Raw genomic sequence first — 13,733 nt, forward strand, 5'->3', positions numbered from 1 at the left:
TCGAGGTACATCTCAGTGTGATATTGGGATGTAGGTAATAATATTTGTATAATAAATTTGTCGATAGAACAAAATTAATGACGGAGGGAATATGTCATTTTTAAAGAAAACACTCGCATCGTTAGGAATAGGTTCTGCTAATGTAGATACAATTATTCACCATGAAGCCTTAATTCCTGGGCAAAAAATAAAAATTACGATTGATATTACGGGTGGAGCAACGGCTCAAAGTATTGATAATATTGAGTTGAAACTGTGTTGCCAATATAAAAAAGAAGTTGAGCGACAAGGTGAGAATAATTCACGTGAAGCAATCATCAAGCAAACCTATGTGCTTGCTGATTGGAGTTTGCCTTATGCGTTTACGATTAAACCTAAGCAACAGCGTCAATTTGATATTGATTTGGATCTGCCATTAAATACACCAATTACGATTGGTGAGACAAAAGTATGGGTAGAAACGGGATTAGATATTTCTTTGGGATTAGATCCCACCGATAAAGATCCGATAACCGTTAGACCAGATGAATTATTTGAGGGTGTATTAAGTGCGCTTGAAGGCGAAGGGTTGCGAATTCGTCAAGTTGAATGCGAAGCGGCGAGTGGATTTGAATTGCCTTTTGTACAAGAGTTTGAATTTGTTCCATTTGATGGGCCTTATCATGGTCGCTGGCGTGAGCTTGAAATTATTGCTTATAGAGACAACGATAAACTCCAACTGTGGTTTGAGGTTGATAGACAACAAAAAGGATTGTCGGGTTTATTATCTACTTTTATTGGTAGTAATGAGCTGAAACGTTATTTGGAAATACCATCCGATACCCCTCCGGATATTGCGGGTCAGCAAGTAATTGATTTTTTAAATCAAACCACGTAAAGCAATAAGATGTATTTTAAAGTGCCACATTTAAGCTTACAGTTGTACTCTTAAATGTGGCATACTGCTTTTATGTTGAGTAATCACTCTATGAGAGTCCTATGTCTACCACTACTCCTTATTCAAAAAAAGAAGAATTAGCCAATAGTTTAAGCCATGGTTTAGGGCTTGTTTTTGGTGTTGTTGCGTTAATTTTATTATTGGTAAAAGCAAATGCAGTGGATGCAGACTGGTTAACCATCGCAAGTATGTCTGTTTATGGGGCCAGTATCATTTTATTGTTTTTGGCTTCAACGCTTTATCATTCTATTGCTACACCTAAAGCGAAACGTTTATTAAAAACGCTCGATCACTGTGCCATCTTTTTACTTATTGCTGGCAGTTATACGCCATACTTATTAGTGAGTTTACGTACACCACTCGCATATTGGTTAATGGCTGTGATCTGGGCTATCGCGTTGATAGGTATTATTGGAAAGATTGTTTTTGTCTATCGTTTTAAAAAACTATCCCTTATTACCTACCTTATCATGGGTTGGTTATCGGTTATTGCGGTGTACCAATTAGTGATTCATATCGATATTAATGGGGTGATTTTATTAGGCCTTGGAGGGGTGATTTATTCTCTTGGGGTTATTTTTTATGTGTCAAAGAAGATCCCATACAATCATGCTATTTGGCATCTGTTTGTTTTAGGCGGTTGTGTGACGCAATTCTTATCTATTTATTATTATGTTCAACCAGTATAAATAATTAGTATCGTTACTATAAAAAAATGGCGCTAGAGAGTCTCTGTTTATGAAGAGATCCTAGCGCCATTTTTGTATTGAGTTGAATGCGTACTTACCCTTTCGTAAGCGTGCGGGGAACTACACCTTGAAGGTAAGGAATTTGAATGTTGCTGAGTTAGCATTGGCCCGTCTAAAAAAGCCAATTTCACCATCGCTGTTTTTTTAAAAGGTATCGAAAATATAATTATCGGGGATTTTATAACTGTTTTAGCCCTATTTCATGAGTTTTAGATACACTTATCCTACAAACCTTATTATGCTGCCCTCAATTCTGACTGAACTATCGCATGGGTGACTAAATCATTGACCGAATTTCCGACTCGGAAATTCGTAAACACCAGACGACTTTCACATAAAATACATTCGTACGGATCTACTTTTACATATCCTTTTAACATTGCGGCATACCCTGGCATTTTCGGCTCAGCTTCTATTGTCATACCTAAAGCTGCATAAACTCTAGGCAGAGCTTCTCCACGACGACGCATTGATAAAAAACCGTAGTATCGGATCATCTTGAAATGTTTATCAGGATAGTGCTCTACTATCCGTCTTATCATCTCTTCTGGTGATAATGTTAGGCTGTCTGTTGTTCCTGTTCGATGGTCTAAATAATTAAACGTTATCATTCCGCCTTTGGCGTAATGACTTAAACGTGACGCTGAAATCGGGGGCCGTTTTAAATACCGACCAAGATAGTTCATCGTCGGTTTTACATTATTTGTCTTTTTAGCAAAATGAAGCTTCCAACGACGATTATATTGACTGCTTAAAAAGCGTGACCAATCCGTTTTATTACGGATATAGGGGCATTCTTCGCTTGATAAATCAAGCTCATAATAAGCCTTACCCAATAAACTGACGATAGCCGCTCTCCAACAAGGCTCTGTCGTTTTCATTTGGAAGTAAATGGGTTTCCATAAACCGGTACGTTCACAAATTCCCCCACGAGTGACCGATAAATGTAAGTGCGTATTCCAATTCAGTTTTCGACCGTAAGTATGAAGAGCACAAAAGATACCGACATCTATTCCTTTATCTTTTGCCCATCCCAGCAGAATGTTTGCAGCACATTTGAATAATTTATTTAACAGCCAACGGTTATGACGAAAGATAGGCCATAGCGTGTTTGGAAGGGTAAAGGTGATGTGTTGATATTCGCATTCAGGGAAGACATGTTGTTGCTTTTGTATCCATCGCTCTGTGGCTTTCATGCCACAGCTACTGCACGCTCGAGATTTACAGGTTTGGTGAATATATTTGATATGGGTACAGTCAGGGTTGCAACAATGATATTCGCGAGAGCCAAAAGCCGCTGTCCCACAGGACAGCATCTTTGTGACATTTTCAATCACGACCGCTCTTAGGTTAGCTTTGTTATTATGAAGAAATTTAAGCCAGTTATTTTGACTATTAAATAATTGTTTCAGGGGTTTATATGCGTGCATGGCGATAGGATAAACGATTTATTGGCAACAATGGAAGAGGTTGAGTCCTTTTGATTTGCGCCGTAGGCGCCTATTGTTCTGTTATTGAAATAACAGGTAAAAAAAATGCTGACCGAAGTCAGCATTTTTTAAAATTCAATTCGAAAGTTCGAATTATTCGCCAACAACGTTGCTAGCTTGTGGGCCTTTTTGACCTTGTTCAACTTCGAAAGAAACCTTTTGGCCTTCTTTCAGAGTTTTAAAACCTTCAGATGCGATTGCACGGAAGTGAACGAATACGTCAGCGCCGCCGTTATCTTGAGTAATGAAGCCGAAACCTTTCTCTTCGTTAAACCACTTAACGATACCAGTTGTTTTAGACATAGTGTATATCCTAATTTTTTTAATTAAATAATTCGCATAATGCGAAGTTGTAGCCATAAAGAATTATTTATTTGAGGTAAAACATATGTAAAAAAGCTTCAAGCATAACTGGTAAAGCAGTATAACGAAGGTTTCAAAATCATAATATTACAGATAAATAGGTCTGTTTACAGGCCGAGAAAAATAATAGCACTTTTTAACTGATTGTATAGCATAATTTCAAAAATCTATGAAAATAAGGCCAGTTTTTTTCTGACCTTACTCATTACTTATGGTGTTATGAGAGAAAAAATTGATAAGCTGGGTTATTAGTTTCATCTTTGCATTGATAGCCAAGCTCTTCTAAATGCTTAGAAAAATCAATAAGATCTGAGTCTCTCAACTCAAAGCCACACAAGACTCGACCGTAATCAGCACCGTGGTTACGGTAGTTAAATAAGCTTATATTCCAATGTGTACCTAATGTACTTAAAAATTTAACAAGTGCACCGGGGTATTCTGGAAATTCGAAGCTGTATAGACGTTCTTTAAGTGGTTTTAGTGGTTTTCCACCGATCATATAACGGATATGAAGCTTTGCCATTTCATCATCAGAAAGATCAACAACAGGATAGTCACCTTGTTGTAAGTCATGAATGATATTATTCAGCTCTTCTTGTCCATCTTGTAAACGAACACCCACAAATATATTGGCTTTTTTATCGTCATGATAACGATAATTGAACTCTGTAACCGCCCTTCCACCAATAAGATTACAAAACTCAAAGAATGCTCCCTGACGTTCTGGAATAGTAACGGCAAGTAACCCTTCTCGTTTTTCGCCTAATTCACAGCGTTCTGATACGTAACGTAACCCATGAAAATTAGTATTTGCACCTGAAAGCACCGTACTTAGTTGCTTGTCTTTAAGTTGGTGCTGGTCAGCGAATTTCTTTAATCCAGCTAAAGCGAGTGCACCTGATGGCTCGGCAATTGCTCTAGTGTCTTCAAAGATGTCTTTTACTGCGGAACAAATCTCATCGCTAGAAACGGTAATATGACCATCAATATATTGTTGGCATAAACGGAACGTTTCATCACCAATTCGTTTAACGGCAACCCCATCAGCGAACATACTCACTTGATCGAGAACTACAGGCTCTCCAGCATCTAATGCGGCTTTTAAACAAGCTGAATCTTCTGGTTCTACGGCGATGACTTTTATCTCTGGCATGAGCTGTTTAATGAGAACGGCAACTCCCGCGGCTAAGCCACCACCACCAACAGGAACAAATATATAATCTAAATGTCCATTTTGTTGCAGCATCTCCATACCAATTGTTCCCTGACCAGCAATTACTAATGGGTGATCAAATGGAGGTACAAAGGTATAGCCATGAAGCGTGGCTAATCGTTCGGCTTCGGCTTTGGCTTCATCAAAATTTCGACCATGTAATATAACGTGACCGCCAAAACCTTTAACCGCTTCTACTTTTATATCAGGGGTGGTGCGTGGCATGACTATCGTGGTTTGAATACCGAGTTTCGTGCCTGATAACGCCATTCCTTGAGCGTGATTACCTGCAGAGGCTGCGATAACGCCAGCTTTCTGTTGCTCTTCGGTCAAGCTCGACACCATATTGTAAGCGCCGCGAAGTTTAAACGAGTGGACGGGTTGACGATCTTCTCGTTTTAATTGAACTCGGTTTTGAATTCGTTCAGACAAACGGGGCATGTCTTGAAGCTGCGTTACTGTCGCCACATCATAGACCGGTGCCCGTAAGATCTGACGCAGGTATTCTGCGCCAGTTTGATAAGAAGGTGTTGTCATAAATTTACCCTTCTAACTTAGATCTATCACGTACCGCGCCTTTATCTGCACTGGTCGCCATCATTGCGTAAGCTTTTAGTGCAAAAGAGACTTCACGTTGACGATTAACAGGCTTCCAACCTAACTTATCTTGCTCTGCACGACGCTCGCTTAATTCCGCTTCTGGTACATCAAGCGTGATAGAGCGGTTTGGAATATCAATAGTGATGATATCTCCTGTTTTGACTAAACCAATTGTGCCACCACTTGCGGCTTCTGGAGAGGCATGACCAATAGAAAGACCAGAAGTCCCGCCAGAGAAACGGCCATCAGTAAGTAATGCACATGCTTTACCTAATCCCATTGATTTTAGGTAAGTGGTTGGGTACAACATTTCTTGCATACCCGGGCCGCCTTTAGGACCTTCGTAGCGAATAACAACCACATTCCCTGCTTTTACTTCTCCGGCTAAAATATTTTCTACAGCGGTATCTTGGCTTTCAAATACAATGGCAGGACCTTGGAATTTAAGGTTATCTTCATCAACACCGGCTGTTTTTACAATACAGCCGTCAACCGCGATATTACCAGAAAGAACCGCTAGGCCGCCTTCTTGAGCGGATGCTATTAGGTGAAGTACCGTATTACTTGAACCGCCCATTGCAATATCTAACGCCATTGCATTTTCAAATGCCGCTTTGTTGGCAATATTACGTGGCAGAGCCGAATCATCGCCTTGCTCGTAATAACGCTTAGTTAGAGTCACGATGCGTTTACCTGCATTGATAAACAATTCTTCACGATCGGCATGAGTAGCAAGCATTGATCCATTACCCGGTTGAGATAACCCTAATGCTTCAGTTAAACAGTTCATTGAGTTGGCGGTAAACATACCAGAACATGAACCACAAGTTGGACACGCTGAACGTTCTATTTGCTCGCTTTGTGCATCAGAAACCGTTGGATCAGCGCCTTGGATCATGGCATCAACTAAATCAAGTTTAATGATTTGATCTGAAAGTTTAGTTTTGCCTGCTTCCATTGGGCCGCCAGAGACGAAAATTACTGGGATATTTAGACGCATTGCCGCCATCATCATTCCTGGAGTAATCTTGTCACAGTTTGAAATACATACCATGGCATCAGCACAGTGTGCATTCACCATGTATTCAACGGAATCTGCGATCAGTTCACGAGATGGCAATGAGTACAACATGCCTCCGTGTCCCATTGCGATGCCATCATCGACAGCAATGGTATTGAATTCTTTGGCGATACCACCTGCTTTCTCAATCTCGCCTGCCACTAATTGCCCCATATCTTTAAGATGAACATGACCGGGTACAAATTGGGTGAATGAATTCACTACGGCAATAATTGGCTTGCCAAAGTCTTCTTCTTTTACGCCAGTTGCACGCCATAGTGCGCGTGCGCCAGCCATATTACGGCCATGAGTGGTGGTAGCTGAACGGTATCTGTTTTTAGGAGTGGTAGACATATCGTTTAATCCTTTAAATTTTTATCTTATGTTCGATGTAATGTAGCGACATTAACGGTGGTTATGTCCCAAAGCTTCTCTATTTGATTTGTTAGAAGGCTAATGGGACGATCGCTTTCAACAATAATTTCGATAGCGGCGACACCATCTGATTGATTTTGAGTCGCAAGCACTTGTTTAATGGCAAAGCCACGGTGACGAATGACGCGTAATACTCGCTCTAATAGAACGGGCTTATCAGTCGCTTTTATCTCTAAAATATAACGTTGTTGCATGCTCTATCCCTCTACCATGTCTTGGTTTGCTGCACCCGGTGGAACAAGTGGCCATACGTTCTCTTCTTCAGAGATAAGTACATGCAACATATAAGCTGTTTTACTTTCTAACATCTCTTTTAATGCTGGTTCCACTTCTTCTTTACGTGTGATCGTTTTACCTGGAATGTTGAAGGCGGCGGCTAATGCGACAAAGTCAGGGTTATCATCAAGAATTGTTTCACTATGGCGGCCATCGAAGAACAGTGATTGCCATTGGCGAACCATGCCTAAACGTTGGTTGTTTAGTAGAACCATTTTTACAGGAATTTGTTTACGTTTTAATGTGCCTAATTCTTGAACGTTCATCATGAACGAACCATCACCAGTGATAAGAATGGACTCATCATTAGGGCGAGCGACTTTCGCACCCATGGCAGCAGGTAAGCCAAAACCCATGGTGCCAAGGCCTGCTGATGTTAGGTAATTTTCAGGAGCTCTTGGTTGAATGTGTTGTGCAGCCCACATTTGATGTTGACCAACATCGGTAGCAACAATAGAGCTGTCAGGCATCATGTCTGATAATTGTTTAAGCAATAATGGGGCGTAGATAAGATCACCAGGATGATCGTAGCACCACTTAAACTCACTGCGGAGCTCTGATACATGAGCGAGCCACGATGATAAATCTTGATTAGCATGAAGTTGTGGCAAAATCACATTGATATCACCACGTAATGTTGCATGGGCATGACGCAGTTTATTAAATTCAGCCGCATCAATATCAATATGAATGACTTTTGCGTGAGGTGCAAAGCTTTCTAGTTTTCCAGTTACTCTGTCATCAAAACGAGCGCCGACTACCACCAGTAAATCCGATTCTTGAACGATTAAGTTTGCGGCTTTTGTTCCATGCATCCCAACCATCCCTAAATAATGAGGGTCGTGGCGCTCAATGGAGCCAAGTCCTTTTAATGTACTAACGGAAGGCATTGGATTGGAGATTAAGAAATCACGAACGGCATCTGTCGCATGGCCTAATTGAACACCACCACCGACGTATAGTACTGGTTTCTGGCTTTCTTGTAGTAATGCAATCGCGGCATCGAGACTTGCTTGGCTTGCTACTGGGATTTTTGGTGGCTCAAAATGAGGCAATACCGTCACTGGCGCTTCAGCGACTTGCACATCTTTGGCTATATCAATCAGAACAGGCCCGGGACGACCTGATTTAGCGACTTCAAATGCCTCTGCAATAACAGGAGCGAGATCATTAATATCAGTCACTAGGTAGCTGTGTTTCGTAGAACAATAGGCGCCTACGGCGCAAATCAAAAGGACTCAACCTCTTCCATTGTTGCCAATAAATCGTTTATCCTATCGCCATGCACGCATATAAACCCCTGAAACAATTATTTAATAGTCAAAATAACTGGCTTAAATTTCTTCATAATAACAAAGCTAACCTAAGAGCGGTCGTGATTGAAAATGTCACAAAGATGCTGTCCTGTGGGACAGCGGCTTTTGGCTCTCGCGAATATCATTGTTGCAACCCTGACTGTACCCATATCAAATATATTCACCAAACCTGTAAATCTCGAGCGTGCAGTAGCTGTGGCATGAAAGCCACAGAGCGATGGATACAAAAGCAACAACATGTCTTCCCTGAATGCGAATATCAACACATCACCTTTACCCTTCCAAACACGCTATGGCCTATCTTTCGTCATAACCGTTGGCTGTTAAATAAATTATTCAAATGTGCTGCAAACATTCTGCTGGGATGGGCAAAAGATAAAGGAATAGATGTCGGTATCTTTTGTGCTCTTCATACTTACGGTCGAAAACTGAATTGGAATACGCACTTACATTTATCGGTCACTCGTGGGGGAATTTGTGAACGTACCGGTTTATGGAAACCCATTTACTTCCAAATGAAAACGACAGAGCCTTGTTGGAGAGCGGCTATCGTCAGTTTATTGGGTAAGGCTTATTATGAGCTTGATTTATCAAGCGAAGAATGCCCCTATATCCGTAATAAAACGGATTGGTCACGCTTTTTAAGCAGTCAATATAATCGTCGTTGGAAGCTTCATTTTGCTAAAAAGACAAATAATGTAAAACCGACGATGAACTATCTTGGTCGGTATTTAAAACGGCCCCCAATTTCAGCGTCACGTTTAAGTCATTACGCCAAAGGCGGAATGATAACGTTTAATTATTTAGACCATCGAACAGGAACAACAGACAGCCTAACATTATCACCAGAAGAGATGATAAGACGGATAGTAGAGCACTATCCTGATAAACATTTCAAGATGATCCGATACTACGGTTTTTTATCAATGCGTCGTCGTGGAGAAGCTCTGCCTAGAGTTTATGCAGCTTTAGGTATGACAATAGAAGCTGAGCCGAAAATGCCAGGGTATGCCGCAATGTTAAAAGGATATGTAAAAGTAGATCCGTACGAATGTATTTTATGTGAAAGTCGTCTGGTGTTTACGAATTTCCGAGTCGGAAATTCGGTCAATGATTTAGTCACCCATGCGATAGTTCAGTCAGAATTGAGGGCAGCATAATAAGGTTTGTAGGATAAGTGTATCTAAAACTCATGAAATAGGGCTAAAACAGTTATAAAATCCCCGATAATTATATTTTCGATACCTTTTAAAAAAACAGCGATGGTGAAATTGGCTTTTTTAGACGGGCCAATGCTAACTCAGCAACATTCAAATTCCTTACCTTAAATTTGAGCCTTAGCGCTTAACGAGGCTGTAGAATTACTCCAACCCTCGCATAATTATTCTTTTCAAGATTATATCACTATTGCTTGATACCAATCTGCAACCATGATCTAATTACTATTATCACAATTAAAATCAACTACATGGAAAATTACAAAAGAGATAACTCCAAATAAAACATGTTTGTGCCTATCATGATTGATGAGCAACTTATTCCTGGCACTATCGAGTATGCTATCGCTCATATTGTCGTCTAAGTACCTACAAAGAAGTTGTCGGGAGTTTAAGTTCTATAATTTTACATTATATCAATCACTTAAGTGTGGATAACTTTTCCGTTAGTACTTAACTTTCCCGTTAGTACTTAATAGCGGCAAAAATCACCCTCATATCATGTTGTTTAAACTCTATAATTAAGATAAATGTATGAAAAAAAATATATTAAAAATTAGTTTAATTACTATTATTTCAGGTTGTAGCCATAGCCATACTATTGATATATATACATGGGTTCCTGAAAACCAATCACCAAAAATAACAACAGAGAAAGACATTAATTACTGGAATAAAAAAGGATATTACGATGGTGCTTGTGGTTGGACGTTAAGTACGAAGATTTCAATATTACCACCGCCAAATAGCCCTGATTATATATATGGCACTGAACAAATTTTTGAATATGATCTTAGTGGAAAAATAATTACTCAATGGGCAGCTCCTGCAAATTCATATCCAATAGCAATTCAAGATGATTTGATGTTTATCGATAGTGGATTAGCAATAAGCACCGATGGACAACTAAAACAGATGACATTTAACAAGCAAAAAGTGGTGTACTCATCCTGCCCTGAGAATTTAGACATTGATAATTCGGATTATTTAAGGTGTGCCATATTCAGCGACACGCTATTTGTAAAAGACCGAAATATTGCTTATCAAGCTCCTTGTACTTAAATTTCAGCTATAAATACCACTAGTGACATTAGGGTCTACCCTAATGTCATGGCTTGAATTTTAACCTTAGAACTCCTTTGTCATTACCTTTTTGTCATGTAGTATTAGATCATTACTTAAATGACACGTGACACCCTATCTATATAGTGACTTTACCATCCTCTAATAATGACCGTTCAATTTTGCATGCAAAATCCTGTTTTTTCCTATTGACTTTTTATGTTTTACCCGTAGTATTCACATGTAATCAGGCGTTAACGCCAGTCTCAAAGGAGTAATACAATGGGTAAAATCATCGCAATCGGTAATGAAAAGGGTGGAGTCGGTAAAACGACTTCTGTTGTTAATTTGGCTTACTACTTTTCTCATATGCGCAATAAAAAAGTGTTGGTTGTAGATATGGACCCGCAATGTAATTTGACGGATAAGTATTTTGACCAAAATGATGAGAGCAAAGCTAAACCTGCCTCTATCACTCGTAAAGTAGGTGAGGCGAATGTCATTTCTTTCTTTGATGAAGAGTTCTATGGTAAGCCTGTTGAACTCAACCCTAATCTTCATATCTTTGGTGCCACTTTCAATATCAGTAGCCTTAACAACTGCACAAATGACGAAATTGGTTTCTTTGCCGACAACCTGAATACATTGGCTGAACAATACGACTACGTATTTATTGACACTGCCCCTTCTGTTGGAAACTTGCAATACTCGGCTCTTATCGCATGTGATGGTCTGTGGATACCAACGACAGCAGAAGAAGACAGCTTTCAAGGTGTGTCGAAGATCCTCAAATCTGTAGCGCGTATTAAAAGCACTTATGGTTTAGATGTATCTGTATTAGGCATGTACTTAAACATGGTGAAAAAGATTCCTACTCAATTACAAGATCACTTCGCCACCAAGTTGTCTGAGGATTATGGCGACCTCGTATTCAATACTCAGGTTATCCATACAACTAGAGTTTCAGAAGCATCAGCGTTTAAGAAAAGCATCCTTGAGTATGATGCGAAAAAAGCTAAATACATCAATATCGATGCTTTAATGCAAGAGTTTGAATTGAAATCGGAGGCGTTGTCATGAGTAAGAAAAAAGACTTTAAATCTCTAATGAACAACAAATCTAAATCACTACTCGATGAAGAAATCAACGAGGTAAAGCCAGGTGAAAGCGTTGTTCTCATTCCTAAAGAGGATATCTATTCGTCTGAACAAATACGTAAATTCTTTGATGAAGAGTACATTTTAGAGTTATCTAAAAATATGGACGATATTGGTCAGATTCAACCAATTGTTGTGACTCATAACGACATTCGAGGTTACAAAATACAAGTGGGTGAGTGTCGTTGGAGAGCGGCAAATCTGAGTGACAAAATCACTCATGTAGAATGTTTGGTGCGTGATGCGGGAACAGTGTTAGCGCAACTATCAGAAAACCTTCATCGAAACGATCTTACTCCTTTTGAAACAGGTCGTGCTTTAGAGTTACTAATGGAAGAGCAAGGGATCGTTGAAAACAAAGATCTAGCCAATGTTGTGAGTTTATCTGAACCTCGTATTAGCGCTTTTCGAAAGGCAGCTCAATGCCCTCCTTACATTGAACTTGCCTATCACAATGGTATTATCCGTGATGTTGATACGGTCAACTCTCTACGTATTGCGGGAGAACTAAGCGAAGTCGAAACAAAGAAACTTCTTGAATCCCCTGTTTCACGTAAAGAAGCTAAAGATCTTGTGAAAAGCTTAAAGGCTTCTCAGAAAGAGCTTAAATCAGCTCAAGTTGATGAAGAACAGTCTTCCCTTGAACATCAAGAAGTAGCTAATGAAAACCCTTCAAATAAAGCAGATCAAACTAAAGTGTCAGGTGTTATCCCTACCTCACAAAATAACGGGATAAGAATATCATTTGAGGGTAACCAAGGTTTCATAGATCTCAATGGCCAAGCCGAAAGTGGCAAAATAGTGATTGTGCTTGACGCTAGTTCAGGCAAATTGACCGTTCCTGCCTGCGAAGTTTCAGTGATTGGGTATCACTCGTTAGAGCATGTCCACTAATAAAAAGAAGTTGTCTCGAGTGGTGAATACTAATCGAGCCAGCCTAATTAAGTTGTACTCATTGCATTTTGAAGACAGTGCCACTCAAGCCATTGAACAAATAACCATTAGAGCGATTAATCGGACCTATGTTGCTTATAGGCCCCCACCCCCTGGTGAAGTAATGAAAGCTTGGGTTATTGAAAATCGCGCGCCCCAATGGGCTTGTAGGGCTACCTTTGACCTGTTGATTGAGCTTGATTGGTTGCCAAATACTGATATTGAAAAAGCTATTGCGGCTCGCTTTCTTTTTTTGAATGACTACCCAATCACTGAAAGTTGGAAAGCGTTATTAGGCGAGTGGTTAGAACTTGCCAAGCAAGCACAAAATGAGAACTCGGATGAATACGAATAACTACAATGAAACTCTTAAAGATGAATACCGCACATCAGTTTTGGCGTTTTTTAATACCGTAGAAGAGCAACGCGAAGACCGCGAACTTAGCGCACGGATGCTCTTTGAGATGGCTAGATACTGGACTCTCACTAAAAACAGGAATGGTTTGTGACATCAAAAAACACAAGCAAGATAACCCGTCATGAATTTTTCATATGAACAAAGAATTAAGCACTTACATGAGCTTTCTCAATTGCCTAGACAATCGCTTTGCTTTCAGCTTTTAATGATCATGAATCTTTGTCATCACGACTTGGATAGTGGCAAGGTTGAACGATTGAAATCAGATGATGAAACCTATTTCTATGAGGCTAATTCTCTGAAAGAACAGCTACTCGATGTGCCGAGTCTTAGTAACTCTCATAAGGTGCTATATCTGCTGCTAGATGCTGGATTTATTGAACGTCGAGTGCTTGATAAAGATGGCCAAGTCGTTATTGGTGATAGCTACCAAAGAAACACCGCCAAAATATATTGGCGTATATCCGACAAAGGGCTAAGCGTATTCGGCTAATTAAATACTCTAGG

General features: G+C 39.8%; 13 protein-coding genes and 1 pseudogene. 8 read left to right on the top strand and 6 right to left on the bottom strand.

Translation table 11 applies throughout. The features are described 5' to 3' along the window. The first annotated feature begins 91 nt into the window (after positions 1-91). Both VSAL_RS00350 and trhA read left to right on the top strand, forming a co-directional pair. Positions 92-877, top strand: coding sequence for a sporulation protein (locus VSAL_RS00350; protein WP_012548953.1), 786 nt, complete (start codon positions 92-94; stop codon positions 875-877). Between the two features lie 101 nt (positions 878-978). Next, on the top strand, positions 979-1,626 hold the full coding sequence (gene trhA / locus VSAL_RS00355; protein WP_012548954.1) for a PAQR family membrane homeostasis protein TrhA: 648 nt from the start codon (positions 979-981) through the stop codon (positions 1,624-1,626). A gap of 296 nt (positions 1,627-1,922) precedes the next feature. Here trhA and VSAL_RS00360 read toward each other — a convergent pair whose 3' ends face one another. The 6 genes and pseudogenes from VSAL_RS00360 to VSAL_RS00385 form a co-directional block, all read right to left on the bottom strand. Continuing rightward, positions 1,923-3,116: an IS91-like element ISVsa9 family transposase gene (locus VSAL_RS00360; RefSeq protein WP_012548955.1), complete on the bottom strand. Its 1,194-nt coding sequence runs from the start codon at positions 3,114-3,116 to the stop codon at positions 1,923-1,925. A 153-nt stretch (positions 3,117-3,269) separates the two neighbouring features. Then, on the bottom strand, positions 3,270-3,479 hold the full coding sequence (gene cspE / locus VSAL_RS00365; protein WP_012548956.1) for a transcription antiterminator/RNA stability regulator CspE: 210 nt from the start codon (positions 3,477-3,479) through the stop codon (positions 3,270-3,272). A 277-nt stretch (positions 3,480-3,756) separates the two neighbouring features. Continuing rightward, a complete protein-coding gene (ilvA, locus tag VSAL_RS00370) occupies positions 3,757-5,289 on the bottom strand; it encodes a threonine ammonia-lyase, biosynthetic (RefSeq protein ID WP_012548957.1) in 1,533 nt (510 codons plus the stop codon). 4 nt (positions 5,290-5,293) lie between these two features. Next, positions 5,294-6,766 carry a dihydroxy-acid dehydratase domain-containing protein gene (locus VSAL_RS00375; protein ID WP_012548958.1) on the bottom strand — a complete coding sequence of 491 codons (1,473 nt, stop codon included), beginning with the start codon at positions 6,764-6,766 and terminating at the stop codon, positions 5,294-5,296. Positions 6,767-6,792: 26 nt separating this feature from the next. Then, complete coding sequence (ilvM, locus tag VSAL_RS00380; RefSeq protein WP_012548959.1) at positions 6,793-7,041, bottom strand: acetolactate synthase 2 small subunit; 249 nt, start codon at positions 7,039-7,041, stop codon at positions 6,793-6,795. 3 nt (positions 7,042-7,044) lie between these two features. Beyond that, a pseudogene (locus tag VSAL_RS00385) lies at positions 7,045-8,325 on the bottom strand (thiamine pyrophosphate-dependent enzyme); the annotation flags it as partial. A gap of 80 nt (positions 8,326-8,405) precedes the next feature. Here VSAL_RS00385 and VSAL_RS00390 point away from each other — a divergent pair. The 6 genes from VSAL_RS00390 (at position 8,406) to VSAL_RS00415 (ending at position 13,719) form a co-directional block, all read left to right on the top strand. Then, on the top strand, positions 8,406-9,599 hold the full coding sequence (locus VSAL_RS00390; RefSeq protein WP_012548955.1) for an IS91-like element ISVsa9 family transposase: 1,194 nt from the start codon (positions 8,406-8,408) through the stop codon (positions 9,597-9,599). Between the two features lie 591 nt (positions 9,600-10,190). Further along, positions 10,191-10,718 carry a hypothetical protein gene (locus tag VSAL_RS00395; RefSeq protein ID WP_012548960.1) on the top strand — a complete coding sequence of 176 codons (528 nt, stop codon included), beginning with the start codon at positions 10,191-10,193 and terminating at the stop codon, positions 10,716-10,718. A gap of 282 nt (positions 10,719-11,000) precedes the next feature. Then, entirely contained in the window at positions 11,001-11,798 is a 798-nt protein-coding gene (locus VSAL_RS00400) for a ParA family protein (RefSeq protein WP_012548961.1), read from the top strand. After that, the gene (locus VSAL_RS00405; protein WP_012548962.1) at positions 11,795-12,769 is read left to right on the top strand and encodes a ParB/RepB/Spo0J family partition protein; all 975 of its coding nucleotides are present in this window, start codon (positions 11,795-11,797) and stop codon (positions 12,767-12,769) included. Before VSAL_RS00400 ends, VSAL_RS00405 begins: the two co-directional genes overlap by 4 nt. Further along, on the top strand, positions 12,759-13,163 hold the full coding sequence (locus VSAL_RS00410) for a hypothetical protein (protein ID WP_012548963.1): 405 nt from the start codon (positions 12,759-12,761) through the stop codon (positions 13,161-13,163). The genes VSAL_RS00405 and VSAL_RS00410 overlap by 11 nt, the downstream gene beginning before the upstream one ends. Before the next feature lie 184 nt (positions 13,164-13,347). Continuing rightward, positions 13,348-13,719, top strand: coding sequence for a hypothetical protein (locus VSAL_RS00415; protein ID WP_012548964.1), 372 nt, complete (start codon positions 13,348-13,350; stop codon positions 13,717-13,719). Positions 13,720-13,733 lie beyond the last annotated feature (14 nt).

Source organism: Aliivibrio salmonicida LFI1238 (genome assembly GCF_000196495.1).
Taxonomy (GTDB): domain Bacteria; phylum Pseudomonadota; class Gammaproteobacteria; order Enterobacterales; family Vibrionaceae; genus Aliivibrio; species Aliivibrio salmonicida.